Below are 16,873 nucleotides of genomic sequence, written 5' to 3' on the forward strand. Positions count from 1 at the left end.
CGGCTACTCGCTCACCACGACCCGGCCGGTCGCGGTCCGGGCGCGGTAGTCGGGGCGGTACATGTCCTCGACGCTTGCCGCCGGGTGGTGGAAGCTGCCGGGCGAGATCGCACGGACGAGATAGGCGAGCCGGAACGGTTCGCCGGTGGTCCAGTCCACCGCCGCGAGGAAGCGGTCCTGGCGGAACTCGGTCGTCCGTGTCTCGGCCACACTGTCGAGCCAGCCGAGGGTGGCAATGTCGCCGGCGCGGATAAGGCTCGGGTTGTCGATCTCGAACCCGGCGGGGAGCGGGTCGTCGACCATCAGCCGCGCCTCGCCCCTGCCGTGCGGCGTGACCTCGATCATCGCGACGAGCCTCGCGCCCTGCCTGACCGTGGCGATGTCGGCGGGCTCGCCCTCGAGCGTGTAGTAGCTACGTTCGATCGCGTAGCCCTTGCCGCCCGCGGGCTCCGGTTCTGCGGGTACGCCGAAGGTCGAAAGCGTCACAGTCGCGTCGCGGCCCGATCCGTTGGCGATGACCTGCGGCATGGCGGCGGCGGCTTCGAGCACCCGGACGAGCGGTCCCTCGACCGCCGCGCCGTTGACGGTGAAGCCGTCGGCGCCGGGCCGGTCGATCAGTGCGTGGGTGGCGAGCAGCGCCCAGGTCGCCTCCTGCGTCGAGAGCCGCTTTCCGGTCAGCGCGCGGGCCACGTCGTTGCCGAGCGTCTCGGGGCTCACGGCGGCGGAACCCGCCTCGGCGGCGAGCGCCAGAAGCGCTGTGGCGTCGCGCAGGTCGGTGCCGTAATCGGCGCGCCAGAGCGGGGCCTCCTCCGTTCCTGTCCGGGTGTCTATGAGCCGCGCGGCCGCGGTGAACATCGCGTCGGCGCGCCGCTGATCGCCGTAGGAGGCGAGCGCCGCGCCGAGCTGGGCAGCGGCGATCGGCGTGTCGAAGGCGTCTGTCTTCACGTCGGCGTAGTAGCGCAAGTCGCCCACCGCCGCCGCGCCCTCGCGTGCGAGCACCATCAGCGCATAGGCATAGGCGCCGCCGCCCGCGTCGAAATCGGGCGCGTAGTTGATCTGGTTCCTGAGGTTGTCGAGCGCGCTGCGGAACGCGGTGTCGGGCACCGGGTAGCCCTGCGCCTTTGCCCGACTGAGGAAGTCGGTCACATAGGCGTCGAGCCAGAGGTCGCCGGTATCGGCGTGCCAGAGGCCGAAGGCGCCGTTCGACGACTGGTTGAGCAGGATCTCGGCGATGCTCTCCTCCACCCGCGTGCGGATGTCGCCGGACTGGCCGGTGCCCATCGCCCGCGCCACCTCCTCGAAATAGAGGAGCGGCAGCGCCTTCGAGGTGAGCTGCTCGGTGCAGCCGTAGGGGTAGGCGTCGAGCGCGGCGAGAAGGCCCGGCGCATCGAAGCGGGCGATTGGCCCGACCGCGAGGGTGGCGCGGCCGGAGCCGGGGACGAGCCCGGCGAAGACGTTGGCGTCGAGCGTGAAGGCGTCGCCGGCGGCAAGGTCGAAGCGGCTCTGGCGGGCCACTTCGGGCTCGTTCGACTGGACGGGCAGGTCGAGATCCTTCACCAGTTGGCGCCCGTCCGGCGTCGTCAGCGCGACCCGGATGGTACCGGTGTCCTCGGTGTCTCCGGCGGTGACGGGCACCGAGACAACCGCCTTGCCGCCTTCGGTGAGATCGAGCCCGGAGGGTGCCGCGCCGAGGGTGAGCCCCTCGCCGTTCACGTCGAGTCCGATCCGCCCGGCCGGGCCGGTCGCGTGGACGATTTCCAAAAGCAGCCGGCTCTCGTCGCCGGGCGCAAGGAAGCGCGGGAGCGAGGCGGTCACCACGACCGGGTCGCGCACCAGTACCTCTGCTTCGGCCTGACCGATGGCGGATTTCGACCAGGCGACGGCCATGAGCCGCACCGTGCCGTTGAAGGACGGCAATGCGAACTCGGTCCGCGCGTAGCCGTCGGCACCCACGGTCAGCGGGCCGGAGAAATAGGCGACGAGTTCCTCGGTCGGCGGCGGCGCCTGCATCTTCAGCCCCGAGGCGCCGTCGCCGCCGGAGCGCACCGCGCCCTTCACGCCCGCCTGGCCGTCGATCAGCCGTCCGTACAGGTCGCGGATCCCGACGCCGAGCTTCCGCTGGCCGAAATAGTGCCCCTCGGGGTCAGGCGAGGAGAAGCCGGTGAGGTTCAGGATGCCGACATCGACGGCGGCGATGGTGGCGAGGACGGGTTCGCCCGCCGTCGCGCCCTCGACCTTCAGCGCGACCGGAAGCGGGCCACGCGGCGCGGCCTCGGGCGCGACTTCGAAGGCGGCGGCGAGCCTGCGCGGGCCGGGATCGACCGCGGCGTAGGAAAGCCCGAGCGCCCGCGCCGGAGCGCGGCCGGCATCGGCATCGAGCGGCCGGATCACCGAGGCCGCGACATAGGCGCCCGCGCCCCAGTCATCGGTCACCGGCAGTTCCACCAGCGTCTCGCCGGCGGTGACCGGCACCGCCTTCATATCGATCAGCCGGTTCGACATCACCGTGACCAGCGCCACGCCGTCGGCGCGCGGCTCCAGCCGCACCACCGCGGTGTCGCCGGGCCGATAGGCGGGCTTGTCGAGCGTCACCGGCACGGTGTCCGGCGTCTCGGTGGCGTCGGCGGGGGCGTACCAGCCGGCGTGGAACTCGACCGAGGCGGCGCTGTAGGTGCCGTCGGCGGCCTCGACGACCAGCTCGTAATTACCCCAGTCGACCGGGGCGGCGATGGCCTCGGCGCCGGTCGCGGTCAGCGCCACGTCACCCTCGGCGACCCGGTGGCGGGTGGTCGTCACCTCCCAGTTCCACTGGCCGTAGAGCGAGTACCACTGGTAGTCGGTTTCGATCCGGTTGAGCGTCCAATGGGCGCTGCGCGCCGCCGGGGCCTCGTCAGGGCCGACCGCGATCAGCTCGAACCGGGCCTCGTCCCCTTGGGCCACGGTGCCGCCCTCGAAGAGCGGCTTGATCCCGATGACCGGGGCGTCTGGCAGGATCCGCCGGGCGACCTCGCGCTCGACAGGGCGGCCGGAGCCCTCCTTCAGACGCACCGCGAAGCGCGCCTCCAGGGGCCGGTTCCCCGCTTCGCCGAGATCGGGGAGCGCCGCGGCTAGCGTCGCGCGTCCCTCGGCATCGGTCGGCCCGACCTCGGGCAAGGCGTCGCGGTAGGGCGAGAACGGTTCGTCATGGCGGCCGAAGCCGTACCCGGGAAAGGCGTCGAGCCGGTCGAGCGCGGCGATCCTCAGATCGCCCTCGACCGCGAGCCCCGCACCCGGCGCGCCGAAGAGATAGCGCGCGGCGATGCCGAGCGCGGGCGTGTCGGCAAGGCGCAGCGCGCCTTCGGGCAGCGTCAGGTCGAAGTCGATGCGTTCTGGCAGGAAGTCCTCGACGAGGAGGCTGTCGGCGGCAAGCACCTTGCCGTCCTCGACGAAGCTCTCGATCCGCCAGGTGCCGCGTGGCGCGCTCGCCGCCAGGGGGAGCGTCGCGACATGGCCGCCCGCGCCGACCGCAGCGGCGAGGATCCGGCTGTATTCGACGCCGTCGGGTCGGAGAAGCCGCACCGTCATCGGCAGCCCGTCGAGCGCCTCCATCCTCGAGTCGCGGGCAAGGATCGTCGTGTGGACCGTCTCGCCCGCACGGTAAGCGCCGCGGTCGGTTGCAAGGAACACGTCGATCGGCGGCGCGGCCTCGCGCCCGGCGACGCCGCGGTCGGAGAGGTCGAACTCCGGCTCGGTCAGCGGCAGGAACGCGAAGTCGCCGTCCTTCTCCACGGTGACGAGCGCGGGGACGGCGCCGCCGGTCCCGGCGGTCAGCCCGGCGGCGAACCGGGCAAGGCCCTCGGCGTCGGTCCGGGCCGTCGCGATCACCGCGTTGGCGCGGGACAAGAGCGTCGCGGTGGCACCTTCGGCCGCCGTCGCGCCCGAGAGCGCGCGCACGACGACGTGGAGCCCGTCCGTGCCCTCGAAGGTGGTGAGCCCGAGATCGGAGATGACGAACCACTGCGTCGCCGGCGGATGGTCGTAGGGATCGAGCCCCGGAACCCCGGCCTGCAGTGAGTAGATGCCCGGCCCGAGGTCTTCCATCACCGCGTCGAGCGGCAGCCGCGTGGTCACGTCGCGGTTGACCTCCATCCCGACCTCGCCCGTACCAGCCCACACCTCCTCCGCGACCTGTCCCTTGAGGTTCTCCGACGACCAGTAGTCGAGCGGGCGGCCGAAATAGTCGCTCTGGATCGCCCGGATCAGGTTGCGGTCGGAGATCCGGAGGAGCGTGAGGTCGAGCCGGTCGGTATTGACGGTCTCGACCGGGATCCCGGCCCGATCGGTCCGGGGCAGCACATAGGCGCGGCCAGGGAATCGCACGGCAGGCGCCCGGTCGCGGACGTAGAGGTTGAGCGTCACGTCCTTCGCCAGCTCCTCGCCATCGGCGGCGGGCAACCCTTCGCGGAAGGTCACCGCGTAGCGGCGGCCGTGCTCGACCCCGCTCACGCAGATCTGCCGGCCCGAGGCGTCGACGGCGAGGCCCGCCGCGTCGAGCTTGACGAAGGGGGCGTAGTCGGTCCCGGCGCGGATCAGATCGGCGGTAAAGGTGGCGCAGATCCGCGGCATGGCGGCGTCGCTGTCGACCTGGGTCTCGGCGATGCGGAAGCCGTATTTGCCGATCGCGTCTTCAAGCGCCGCGGCGGTTTCGTCGCGCGGCTGCAGGCGCTGGGCAAGGCGCAAGGCGGGGATCATGTCGGGGCCGCGTTCGACGGTCTCGAAGGCGCGGGCGAGGGTCGCAAGCGCGGTGGCGCGGAGCGCGGGGGCGTCGGCCCGCAGGTAGGCGTTGATCGCGGCGGCGGCGGCGCGATCGGCGTTGTCCCGGCGCTTGCTTCGGTTGGCCGGAATTTCGAGAAGCGCTGCGGCATAATCGGCCCAGAGCCCGGCCGAGTCGGAGATGTTGAGCGCCGCGCCGGTTGCTTCGGCGACGCCGGGCCAGTCCTCTGCGTCGCGCGCCGCTCGCTCCGCCGCGATCAATTCTGTCTCGGTCGCAATTCCGGTTGGATGTGCTACAGAGAGGCCGTTTGCCTGCTCAAGCGCCGCATCGAAGTCCTCCTCCCTTAGAAATGAGAGATCCGTGGCCAAATTCCGCGCTTGTTCGGTGGCACCCTCTGCGGCGGCGATGATGCGGCCTGACACGGCGCCGGAATAGGGTTCTGCCGTGCCGGCTTCGGTTTTCAGGAAGCAGGATCCGGCACGGCGGTTGAAGGTGAAGGCCCGGCAGGCGCCGTCGGTGAGACATGCCGACGCGCAGGCGTTGTATTCGACGTCGAACAGGGCACGAAGGTCCGCGCCGGGGAAGTCGATACCTTCGACCAGGGCCGCGCGTCTGTCGGGAATGTAGTCGCGGTCCTGGGCGGTGACGGCGGAAACTGCGAGCAAGGCCACGAGAGCGGCGGGCAACACCCTGAGCATCGAAATCCCCTGTCCTTGGTAATGCGAGGATGCTCGCATGGCGCCGGCCGGCATGGCAAGACCGGCCCCCGATCGCGGAACGCTTAAACCTTCCTTCATGCCGGAGCGTCATGGTTGCCCTGCGCCGAAGCGGCGCGGTCGGACCGGAGGCGGGTTTGAGCATTGCCGAGAAACTGGCGAGGGAGCGGCGGGCGCGGCTCGCCGCCGAACGCCTGCTTGACCAGAAACAAAGGGAGCTCTTCGCCGCGAATTCCCAGCTCTCGCGCCACGCCCGGTTGCTCTCCGACCAGATCGTCGAACAGCGCCACGGGCTCGAGGAGGCCCGGCACGAGGCCGAATCGCTGAAGGGTCAGAACAGCCGCTACCAGCACGATCTCGAACGCGCCAACGTGGAATCGGAACTCGCCCAGCGGCGGCTCTGGGAGGCGATCGAGACGATCGAGGACGGGTTCGCGGTCTTTGACGCCGATCTTCGGCTGGTCACGGCGAACCGGGCCTATCTCGGGCTGTTCGGCAAGCACCGCGATTTCGGTGTCGGGTCCGACTACGACACGATTCTCGCGGCCTTCGGCGAGGCCGGATTCGGCGATCTCGGGGATGAAACAGTGCAGGACTGGTACCACGCGATGATCGAGCGCATTGGCCGCGACGCGATCGAGCCGACGATCGTCAGCCTTCCGGACGGCCGCCACATCAAGCTCATCGACCGGCGCGGCGACGCCGGCGATCTGGTGTCCATGGCGCTCGACATCACCGACGCGGTCGCGCGCGAGGCCGAACTGGAAGAGGCGCGGGCAAGGGCCGAGGCGGCGAACCGCGCCAAGTCCGCCTTCCTCGCCAACATGAGCCACGAGATCCGAACGCCGATGAACGGTGTCGTCGGCATGGCCGAGCTTCTCTGCGAGAGCGGGCTGAACGAGGAGCAACGGCTCTTCGCCGAGACGATCAAGTCGTCCGGCGAGGCGCTTCTGGCCATCATCAATGACGTGCTCGATTACTCGAAGATCGAGGCGGAGAAGCTGAAGCTGTATCCTGAGCCGTTCGATCTCGAGCGCTGCCTGCACGAAGTCATGCTGCTCCTGCAGCCTGCCGCACGCGACAAGGGAATCAAGCTTCTGGTCGATTTCGACCTGTTCCTGCCGACGCGATATGTCGGCGACAGGGGGCGGATCCGTCAGATCGTCACCAACCTGATCGGCAATGCGGTGAAATTCACCGACACGGGCCACGTCCTGTCGAGGGTTGTCGGGATCGAGGGGTCCGATGGACGGTTCGACCTTCACATCACCGTCGAGGATACCGGCATCGGCATTCCGGTGGACTTCATCGACCATGTCTTCGGCGAATTCAACCAGATCGAAGATCAGTCGAACCGCAAGTTCGAGGGCACCGGTCTCGGCCTTGCGATCAGCCGACAGCTCGTCGAGCTCATGGGGGGCGCGATCTGGGTCGACAGTGAGCCGGGGAAGGGGTCGTGCTTCGGTTTCCGCGTGACGCTGGCGCCGGCCGAGCCGCGCGATCCGGTCGACAAGCCTGACCGGCCGATCCTCCTCAAGCGGGCGCTGATCGTCGACGATGTTCAGATCAACCGGGTGATCCTCGAACGTCAACTCGAGACCTACGGGCTCGAGGTGACGATGTGCACCACTCCGGCCGAGGCATTGCGCGCCGCATCGGCGCATCCGTTCGACGTGATCCTGACCGATCACGAGATGCCGGACATGAACGGTCCCGCCCTGGCCGCCGCTCTCCGGTCGGCCGGGGTCGGCGCGCCGGTCGTACTGCTGTCGTCGGACCCCGCCGCCGTTGACGGCCCGTCCGCGGGTCTGGCGGCGGTGCTTTGCAAGCCGATCCTGCGCCGCGAGCTGTTTCGTACACTAGAGGACCTCTCCTATCCCGCCACCGGCGAGCCCGCACCCGCCAGCCAGGACGCCGCCGAGCCCCCAGACGCGGGCGGTAGGCAGATGCGCGTGCTTGCCGCCGAGGACAACCGCACCAACCAGCTCGTGTTCCGCAAGATGGTCGCCGATTTCGACATCGACCTCACGTTTGCCCGCAATGGGCGCGAAGCGGTCGAGAAATGGCGCAGTTTCAAGCCCGACCTGATCTTCATGGACATCTCCATGCCGGAGATGGACGGCCGCGAGGCCGCCCGGGCGATCCGGGCGATCGAGGCCGAGCAGGGCCTGCCGAAAGTGCCGATCGTGGCGCTCACGGCGCATGTCATGGAAGGCGACCGGGATGCAGTCAGTGCAGCCGGAATCGACGAGTACCTGACGAAGCCACTCAAGAAGGTCGCGATTTCCTCGAAAATCGACGCGTATTGCCCGCCCTCGGCGAGGCCAGCGCATGACTTGTCGGCGCGCCCCGGTCCGACCTGACCGCGCTGCGCGCTCGGCCTTGGGTTCAGCGCGCCGAGCGGACGGACCATCCGCCGGGGGCGGTGCGCGGTGTCCATGGCCGGGTCGCAAACGGGCTGATCGACGGTGCGGCGGACCTGGGAAGTGCCGGCGTCCGGCTCAGCGCCGACCGAGCATCGCCAGCCGGATCAGCGCCCGCTCCATTACCGCCATCGCCGGCGCGCGCGAGGCGGAGCGCAGCGTCAAGTCGGTGTCGGTCAGGATGCCGATTGCGTTCTCCAGCCGGTGCATGCCCCAGTTCTGCGCCTGCCGGAGCATCCTGTCGCGGCGCGGTCCGAAAACCGGTGGCCGCATCCGGGCGATGCCCTCGCTCGGGCCGCCCGGCGCGGAGGCGGCCATATGCAGGGTGCGAAAATGGCGCATCGCGGCGATCGACAGGGTGACCGGGTTCACCCCCTGGCCTTCCAGCCGGCGCATGAGCGGTCCGACATCGGCTACGCGGGTCTCGGCGACGGCGTGAAGGACGTCGTCGACCTCCGCCTCGATCGTCGCGGGCGCGCAGGCCGCGACTTCAGCGGGCGCCAGCGGCGCGGAATCGCCGAACTTGTAGAGCGCAATCTTCTCCACCGTCTGCCGGAAATCGCCCGGATCGAGATCACGGGCCAGCGCGAGCAGATCGGTCATCGCCTCGCGGCCGATCTCGGTGAGGCCTGCCTTGGCAAGCACCGCCTCGATCTCCTCGCGCGAGGGCGGGTCGTCGTAGATCCCGGCCGCATAGGCGTTCGGATGCTCCTCGAAGGCCTTTTTCAGCGCCGAAGCCTTGGTCAGGCTGCCGGCCGTCACCACCAGCATCGCGTCGCCCGGCTTCCAGTCTGCGAGGGCGGCTTTCAGCACCGGCGCGAGCCCGTCGGCGGCGTCCTCGACGAAGGCCACGCGCGGGCCGGGGAAGAAGCCTTGCGCCTTCAGCGCATCCGCGACGAGGGCGGGATCCTTGCGCAGGTCGGCGGCCGGGATCCGCGTCAGCCGCATCTCGGCCTCGCCCTCGGGCCCGATGAGCGCGGCGATGACCTCCTGCCGCTTCAGCGCGACCCGCATTCCGTCGGCGCCGAAGATCAGGAGCCCCGCCCTGTCGGGCTCCGGCTTCGCGAAGAAGCGGGTGGCCGCGGCGCCCGCGAGCTTCACGGGCGCTTCCCGTTGCCCGAGGTCGCGATCAGTTGGGTAACGATCTGATCGGCGAGGATCCGCATCAGGCGGGTCCGGGCGTCGGCCTCGGCCGCTTCGGTGGAGACCGGCGTGCCGAAGGCGGAATAGCTCGTGAACGAGGTTACCCGGCCCGAACTGACGGTCTCGTTGGTCTCCGCGTTGCGCAGGGTAAAGCTGGCGGAGCCGATCACCTGGTATCGGTTGATCGCGTTGTCCGGCGCGACCGACTGTTCGACCGTCCGGGTGTCGATCCCGTAGCCGAGCTGGAACTCGGGAGAGCGGGTGCGTCCGAGCCGCTCCTCCAGCCGCTCGACAAGATCGAAACCGTCCTTGTCGCTGGGCGCGTCAACCGTCACCCGGTCGAGCAGCTCGACCGCGGCGCCGTTCGGGCCATAGGCCGGGGTGAAGCCGCAGCCGACGAGCGCGGCGGCGGCCAGGAGGGCAAGGATATGTCTGCGCTCAGACCACGACATTGACGATGCGGCCCGGAACGACGATCAGTTTCTTCGGCGCGGCCCCGGCCAGCGCCCGGATCACCGCCTCGTCCGCGAGCACGATCTTCTCGACCTCGGCGGGGGCCATGTCCTTGGGAACGCTGATTTCCGCGCGGCGCTTGCCATTGATCTGGATCGGCAGGACCACGGTGTCCTCGGCCAACATCGCCGGATCGGCTTTCGGCCAGGGGGCCGCGGCGACGAGCCCCTCGCCCCCGACCAACGCCCAGACATCCTCGGCCAGGTGCGGCACCATCGGCGCCATGAGCTGCGCAAGCGTCCGCATCGCGGTGCGCTTCGTCGCCGCAGAGGCGTCGGATTTCGAGAAGGTGTTGGTGAACTCGTAGAGCTTCGCCACCGCCTTGTTGAAGGCAAAGCCCTCGATCCCCGCCGTCACGTCGGCGACGGCGCGGTGCATGGCCTTCAGGAGCGCCTCGTCCTGCGACGTATCGGTGCCGCCGCGGCTATCGATCTCGGCGGCGAGCCGCCAGACGCGGGCGAGGTGCTTCTGCGTCGCCTCGGCGCCCGAGGCGGTCCATTCGACGTCGCGCTCGGGAGGGCTGTCGGACATGACGAACCAGCGCGCGGTGTCAGCGCCGTAGCGGGCGATGATGTCCATCGGGTCGACGACGTTCTTCTTCGACTTCGACATCTTGATGACAGGCCCGATCTCGACCGGAGTGCCGTCCTTGAGACGGGCGCCCTCGGCATCCCGAATCACGTCGTCGGGCGTGTGCCAGACCGGGCGGCCGTCCGGCCCGCGCGTCGCATAGGTCTCGTGCGTGACCATGCCTTGGGTGAAGAGCGCGTTGAAGGGCTCGATCGCCTTCCTGGGCAGGTGGCCGGTCAGGTGCATCGCCCGGGCGAAGAAGCGGGAATAGAGAAGGTGCAGGATCGCGTGTTCGATGCCGCCGATGTACTGGTCGACGTTCATCCAGTAGTCGGCGTCTTCCGCGCTCGTCGGGGTCGTGGCGCGCGGCGCGGTGAAGCGGGCATAGTACCAGGACGAATCGACGAACGTGTCCATCGTGTCCGTCTCGCGCCGGGCCGGCGCGCCGCAGTTCGGGCAGGCGCAGTCGCGCCAGGTCGGGTGACGGTCCAGGGGATTGCCCGGCTGGTCGAAGCTGACGTCGTAGGGCAGCTCGATCGGCAGGTTCTCCTTCCTCTCCGGCACAACGCCGCAATCGGCGCAATGCACGACCGGGATCGGGCAGCCCCAGTAGCGCTGGCGGCTCACGCCCCAGTCGCGCAGGCGGTAGTTGGTGACGCCACGGCCGACGCCCTTGGCCTCACAGTGGGCGATGGCTGCATCGACGGCCTCGTCCCCGGTCTGAACCTCGGACCCGGCGAAGCCGCGAACGTAGCGGACGCGCTCGGACTTCATCGGGACGAAAGCCTCGGCGAGCGGCGCGTCGTCGGCGCCCTCAGCGACAAAGACCGCCGGGATCGGGAGGCCGTATTTTGTCGCGAAGTCGAAATCGCGCTGGTCATGGGCCGGGCAGCCAAAGATCGCGCCGGTGCCGTAGTCCATGAGGATGAAGTTGGCGATGTAGACCGGAAGTTCCCAAGTCTTGTCAAAGGGATGGTGGACGCGGATGCCGGTGTCGAGGCCCTTCTTCTCGGCCTTCTCCAGCGCCTCTTCCGAGGTGCCGATGCGACGGCATTCGGCGACGAATTCGGCGATCCTCGGGTCGTGCCGCTCAAGGTGTTTGGCGAGCGGATGGTCGGGCGAGATCGCGGCGAAGGAGGCGCCCATCAGCGTGTCGGGCCGGGTCGTGTAGACCTCCAGCCGGTCGAAGCCCTCGGGCGCGCCCGAGGTCGAGAAGGCGAATTGCAGGCCGCGCGATTTGCCGATCCAGTTGGCCTGCATCAGCCGCACCTTCTCGGGCCAGTCCTTCAGACCGTCGAGCGCCTCGAGCAGCTCGCCCGCGAAGTCCGAGATGCGGAAGAACCACTGGGTCAGTTCGCGCCGTTCCACCTCGGCGCCCGAGCGCCAGCCCTTGCCGTCGATCACCTGCTCGTTGGCGAGCACGGTCATGTCGACCGGGTCCCAGTTCACCACCGCGTTCTTGCGGTAGACGAGGCCCTTTTCCATGAAGTCGATGAACATCGCTTGCTGCTGGCCGTAATACTCCGGATCGCAGGTGGCGAATTCGCGGCTCCAGTCGATCGAGAGGCCGAGGGGCTTCATCTGGTCGCGCATCACCGCGATGTTGCCGTAGGTCCAGTCCTTGGGATGGCCGCCGCGCTCCATCGCCGCGTTCTCGGCGGGCATGCCGAAGGCATCCCAGCCCATCGGGTGCAGCACCGAATAGCCGCAGGAAGACTTGTAGCGTGCCACGACGTCGCCCATCGTGTAGTTGCGCACATGGCCGATATGGATGCGCCCCGACGGGTAGGGGAACATCTCGAGCACATAGTACTTCGGCCGCGCGGGATCGCGCCGTGCTGCGAAGCATCCGGCCTGTTCCCAGGCTTCTTGCCATTTCGGCTCGGTGACGGCGGGGTCGTAACGCGACATGTCTGTTTCCTCGGCGCTTGGCTCGGCCGGTTATACAAGCGCCGCGCGCAAGGTCCAGAGTTTCCCTCAGGACCCGCTTTACGGTGTTAACAGCTTTCAGCTGACAGGCGGCGCGGCGCTCAGAGTTTGCTGTCGCGGATGCGAAGTTGACGCGCCCGGGTCAGGATCGCGTCTTCGACGGCCTGGGCGGTGGCGGTGTCGACCGGCCCGGACTTGGACATCAGCGCGACCTTCAGCGACCGCGCATCAAGCGCCGGATCCTGCACGTAGATCGTGGCGCGGTAGGCACGTCCGCCGCCGGGCGGGGTTCCGAAGCCCGTCACGATCACCCCCGAGAACGGATCGACCGACTGAACCGGAAGGAAATCGAGCACTTCGAGCGAGGCTTGCCAGAGGTACTTGTTGACCTCCAGCGTGGTGTTAGGATCGGAGGAATTCGTGAACAGATCCCACACGGTGGAGCGCTCCGGCGCGGGCGAGATGCGGGCCAGATTCTCCCGCTGCGCATCGGCAGCGGCGCGGGCCTCGAGCGTGGCGAGATCGGTCGCGGGTGCGCGCGGTCCGAAGATGCCGCCGCTGCTGCAGGCCGCCAGAGAAGACACGATCCCGCCGAGAATCGCTCCGCGCACCAAGAACCGGATCTTCATGAGCACCCCGTGACTGTGTTGCTTCGCTGTCTAGCCGAGCCGATCCCTGCGAACAAGGCCTTTCCGGCAATGGGAACGGGGCCATGCGCGATGCCGCGCAGCGGGACTGTGGCAAGAACGCACCATCACGGTTCGGTATTTCCAGGCACTCCGCCCTTTCCGTTGCATTGCCGCGGCTAACTGGAGAAATAGACGCATACCCAATTCGGATTCCCCTGAGTTGGGCCCACCTTAAGACAACGAGGGAATACGAAATGAAAAAGCTTCTTCTCGCTTCCACCGCTCTCGTCGGCTTCGCCGGCGCCGCGGCTGCGGAAGTTTCGCTGTCGGGCTACGCCGAAATCGGCGTCCGCGGCGGCTCGGGCGACTTCGGCACCGTGACTGCGATCGAGACCCAGTTCCACAACGACGTCGTCATCAACTTCAACTTCTCCGGCTCGACCGACAACGGCCTCGACTTCGGCGGTAAGGTTCAGCTCGACGACTCGAACGGCTCGAACCCGAACGGCACCCCGGCGTTCGACGACGAAGCGTTCTTCGTTTCGGGCACCTTCGGCCGCGTCACCCTGGGTGAGACCGACGGCGCGTTCGACTGGGCGCTCTCGGAAATCTACTCGGGCACCTCGCTCAACGACGATCACTCGACCCATGCCGGCGCCTACTGGTTCACCGGTCTTGACGGCTCGTACGACAACCAGATCGCTCGCTACGAATACTCGTTCGGCGACTTCGGCGTCGCGGTTTCGGCCGAAAACGACGACAGCGGCGTGGGCGATGCCGTCTGGGGTCTCGGTGGTAAGTGGGCTGGCACGTTCTCCGGCGTTGATGCCGCCGCCGGCATCGCTGTCCAGGACAACGGCACCAACACCGTTTGGGGTCTGAGCGGCAGCGTCGTGATGCAGCAGGGCTTCTCGCTCTCGGCTGGCTACGCTGACCTCGACGGCACCGCGTTCCACACCTCGAACGGCTACACCACCGTTCCGCTGTCCGACTCCTGGTGGGGCCTCGGCGCCGCCTACACGACCGGCGCTCTGACCGTCGGCGCCAACTACGGCGCGTTCGACACCGACATGGGCACCGTCGATGGCTGGGGCCTCGTGGCGAACTACGACCTCGGTGGCGGCGCTGTTGCCATGGCCGGCTACGGCTCGGGCGACGCTGCTTCCTGGAACGGCGGCGGCAAGGACACCTGGTCGGTGGGTCTCGGCCTGTCGTTCTGATCGAACGCACGATCGATCAAATCGGAAAGAGCGGGCCTTGTGCCCGCTCTTTTTCTTTGGGCATCATTTGCCGATCGCTTCGTCCCGGCAACTCGACACTCCGCGGTGCTGGCGCTAATGTCCGCGCGATCGTGTGGCCTTGGAGATAGAGATGGCGGTGCTGACGGCGACGGAAATCCAGAACACCTATGCCGAGGCGCTCAAGCTTCAGACTGCCGGCAATCGCGAAGCCGCGCTGAAGATCTATCTCGACATCATCAAGGATCACCCGCGCGTCGCGGAGGCGCAGTACCAGATCGGTGTGATCCACATGGCGGAGAACCGCTTCACGCGCGCCATCCCGCATCTCGAAGCCGCCGCCCAGCTGAAGCCGGGAGAAGGCGCGATCTGGAAGATCTGGACCGAGGCCGTGGCGCTCGGCGGCGACGCGGCGGCCGAGGAGACCTATCTGCGGCTGCTGAAATCTGCCCCGGTGCCGGTCAACATCAAGCTCGCACTGCAGGACCGCTTCGGGGCGCGACGCAGCTCGACGCGCCCGGCGACGCGGGGCGTGCCGCCCGCCGAGATGCGGCGGCTGCTCGGAATGATGGAGGCCTCGCGCCCGGCCGAGGCCGAACAGTTCGCCGCGCGGCTCTTGATCGCCCATCCCGGCTCGGCGCCGGTCCTGAACATTCTCGCGACGGCGCAGGCGGTCCAGGGCAAGGCCGCGCAGGCCGATGCGGCGTTCCGCAAGGCGATCGCGGCGGATCCGGGCTATGCCGAGGCGCATGACAATTTCGGGCGCTTCCTGATCGACCTACGCCGCGAGGACGAAGCTGTCCGCCACTTCCGCGAAGCCGTGATTCTGGCTCCGGGCCTGCCCTCCGCGCTGGTCAATTTCGCAAGCGCCCTCACGCGGTCGGGCAATTCCGAGCCGGCACTCGTTCTGCTCGAACGCGCCGAGCGCGCCGGGGTCGATTCCGCCCCCCTGCATATGGCGATCGGCAATGTGCGGATGCGCACGAAGAACTACGCCGGCGCCGAGGAGGCGTTCGCGCGGGCGCTCGAGGTATCCAATGGCAAGGTGATCGAAGCGATCGGCATGCTCGCGCAGGCGCAGGCCCGCATCGGCAAGGACGACGAGGCGCTGGCGAACTTCAACCGCGCGCTGGAGCTCGACAAGGATTCGCCGGTCGCGACCGCCGGCAAGGCGACCCTGTTGCAGGCTTTCGGGGATTTCGAGGAGGCGGATGTCCTGTTCCGGCGCAGCTTCGAGCTCGATCCCGACAACGGCGAGAATTACCGGGTCTTCATCGCCTCGCACAAGACCAAGCCGGGCGATCCGATCATCGACCAGATGCTGCGGCAGTATGAGAACCCCCGACTGTCCGTCACCGACCGCATGAACCTCGGCTTCGCCCTAGCGAAGGCGCTGGAGGACACCAAGGACTACGGCCGCGTCTTCCACTATCTCGACGAGGCCAACCGGCTGATGTGGGCGGCCTCGCCGCACAACATGGCGGCGCGGCGCAAGGTCGTGGACATGACCAAGAGCGCCTACGCGGATTTTGACTGGCACGGCGCCTCGATCGAAGGCGCGACGGACTACGCGCCGATCTTCGTGACCGGCATGCCGCGCTCGGGAACGACGCTCGTGGAGCAGATCATCGCCAGCCATTCCACGGTCGCCGGCGCCGGCGAGGTGGGCGAGGCGGCGCAATCCGCGCACCGGTTTCTCGCGGACGGCAAGAACGCGCGGGCGGTCGGCGAGATCCCGGCGGCGGAGATCGCTGATCTCGGCCGCGAGATGGAGCGGATCCTGCGGGCGCGGCGCCCGGAGGCCGAACGGGTCACAGACAAGTCGATCCAGTCCTACATGCATCTCGGGTTGATCCGGCTCGCCATGCCGAACGCGCGCTTCGTCGTCGTCCGGCGTGACCCGCGTGACAACCTGCTGTCGATCTACAAGAACAAGTTCCCCGAGGACACGCACCAGTATGCCTATGACCAGCGCGAACTCGTGCGCTACTACGGCACCTTCGTCGAGATGATCGACTTCTGGCGCGAGCTCGTGCCCGACTGGTTCTACGAGGTCCAGTACGAAGAGCTCGTGGCCAATCCCGAGGAGGAGACGCGCAAGCTGATCGCGGCCTGCGGGCTCGACTGGGAGGATGCCTGCCTGAGCTTCCACGAGAACAAGCGCAAGATCGAAACCCTGTCGGTCTACCAGGTGCGACAGCCGATCACCAAGAGCTCGGTCAAGGGCTGGCAGCGCTACGAGAAGGAGCTGAAGCCGATGCTCGATGCGCTGCGGGAAGGCGGATATGTCGCTGACTGACATCGCCCGTCGGATCCGCGATGCCGCGCGGGCGGCGGGGCGGGACGAAGGCTCGGTGACGCTCATCGCGGTGTCAAAGGTGCAGCCGCTCGACCGTGTGGTGTCGGTGCTGGAGGAAGGCCACCGCGTCTTCGGCGAGAACTACGTGCAGGAGGCGGCGGGCAAGTGGCCGGACCTGCGCGAGCGGTTCGAGGGCGTGAAGCTCCACATGATCGGGCCGTTGCAGACCAACAAGGCGAAAGTGGCGGTCGAGCTTTTCGACGCGATCCATACGCTGGACCGTCCCTCGCTCGCCGAGAAACTCGCGCGGCTCGCCGATGCGCGCGGTGCGTGTCCGGAGCTCTTCGTCCAGGTCAATACCGGCGAGGAGCCGCAGAAGGCGGGCGTGCTGCCGGCTGACGCCGACGGATTTGTCGCCGCCTGCCGCGGGCTCGGCCTGCCGCTCGCGGGGCTGATGTGCATCCCGCCCGAGGGGGTCGATACCACGCCGCATTTTGCGTTGCTGCGGGCGATGGCAGAGCGGAATGGATTGTCAGGCCTGTCGATGGGGATGAGCGCGGATTTCGAGGCGGCGATCGCCGAGGGCGCGACGCATGTCCGCGTCGGCTCGGCGATCTTCGGCGCGCGGGATTACGGCGCGCGCTGAGGGGGCTTTCCGCC

At 68.4% G+C, this 16,873-nt stretch carries 9 protein-coding genes; 4 read left to right on the top strand and 5 right to left on the bottom strand.

What is annotated here, in order from left to right:
- Positions 1 to 3 precede the first annotated feature (3 nt).
- Positions 4 to 5,451, bottom strand: coding sequence for an alpha-2-macroglobulin family protein (locus tag OM960_RS10740; protein WP_264771950.1), 5,448 nt, complete (start codon positions 5,449 to 5,451; stop codon positions 4 to 6).
- 155 nt (positions 5,452 to 5,606) lie between these two features.
- On the opposite strand from OM960_RS10740, the gene OM960_RS10745 reads away from it, so the two are divergent.
- Positions 5,607 to 7,832: a response regulator gene (locus tag OM960_RS10745; RefSeq protein ID WP_264771951.1), complete on the top strand. Its 2,226-nt coding sequence runs from the start codon at positions 5,607 to 5,609 to the stop codon at positions 7,830 to 7,832.
- Positions 7,833 to 7,970: 138 nt separating this feature from the next.
- Here the strand turns inward: OM960_RS10745 and holA are convergent, their stop codons facing one another.
- From holA to OM960_RS10765, 4 genes are all read right to left on the bottom strand, one after another.
- Positions 7,971 to 8,993: a DNA polymerase III subunit delta gene (gene holA, locus OM960_RS10750; RefSeq protein WP_264771952.1), complete on the bottom strand. Its 1,023-nt coding sequence runs from the start codon at positions 8,991 to 8,993 to the stop codon at positions 7,971 to 7,973.
- The gene (gene lptE / locus OM960_RS10755; protein WP_264771953.1) at positions 8,990 to 9,487 is read right to left on the bottom strand and encodes an LPS assembly lipoprotein LptE; all 498 of its coding nucleotides are present in this window, start codon (positions 9,485 to 9,487) and stop codon (positions 8,990 to 8,992) included. Before lptE ends, holA begins: the two co-directional genes overlap by 4 nt.
- Entirely contained in the window at positions 9,474 to 12,029 is a 2,556-nt protein-coding gene (leuS, locus tag OM960_RS10760; RefSeq protein WP_264771954.1) for a leucine--tRNA ligase, read from the bottom strand. Before leuS ends, lptE begins: the two co-directional genes overlap by 14 nt.
- A gap of 119 nt (positions 12,030 to 12,148) precedes the next feature.
- Positions 12,149 to 12,676 carry a DUF3576 domain-containing protein gene (locus OM960_RS10765; protein WP_263338310.1) on the bottom strand — a complete coding sequence of 176 codons (528 nt, stop codon included), beginning with the start codon at positions 12,674 to 12,676 and terminating at the stop codon, positions 12,149 to 12,151.
- A 254-nt stretch (positions 12,677 to 12,930) separates the two neighbouring features.
- Between OM960_RS10765 and OM960_RS10770 the strand changes: the two genes are divergently transcribed.
- From OM960_RS10770 to OM960_RS10780, 3 genes are all read left to right on the top strand, one after another.
- The gene (locus tag OM960_RS10770; RefSeq protein WP_264771955.1) at positions 12,931 to 13,896 is read left to right on the top strand and encodes a porin; all 966 of its coding nucleotides are present in this window, start codon (positions 12,931 to 12,933) and stop codon (positions 13,894 to 13,896) included.
- A 151-nt stretch (positions 13,897 to 14,047) separates the two neighbouring features.
- On the top strand, positions 14,048 to 16,213 hold the full coding sequence (locus tag OM960_RS10775; protein ID WP_263338315.1) for a tetratricopeptide repeat-containing sulfotransferase family protein: 2,166 nt from the start codon (positions 14,048 to 14,050) through the stop codon (positions 16,211 to 16,213).
- Entirely contained in the window at positions 16,200 to 16,859 is a 660-nt protein-coding gene (locus OM960_RS10780) for a YggS family pyridoxal phosphate-dependent enzyme (RefSeq protein WP_264771956.1), read from the top strand. The genes OM960_RS10775 and OM960_RS10780 overlap by 14 nt, the downstream gene beginning before the upstream one ends.
- Positions 16,860 to 16,873: the final 14 nt, after the last annotated feature.

This window comes from Defluviimonas salinarum, from assembly GCF_026013545.1.
Taxonomy (GTDB): domain Bacteria; phylum Pseudomonadota; class Alphaproteobacteria; order Rhodobacterales; family Rhodobacteraceae; genus Albidovulum; species Albidovulum salinarum.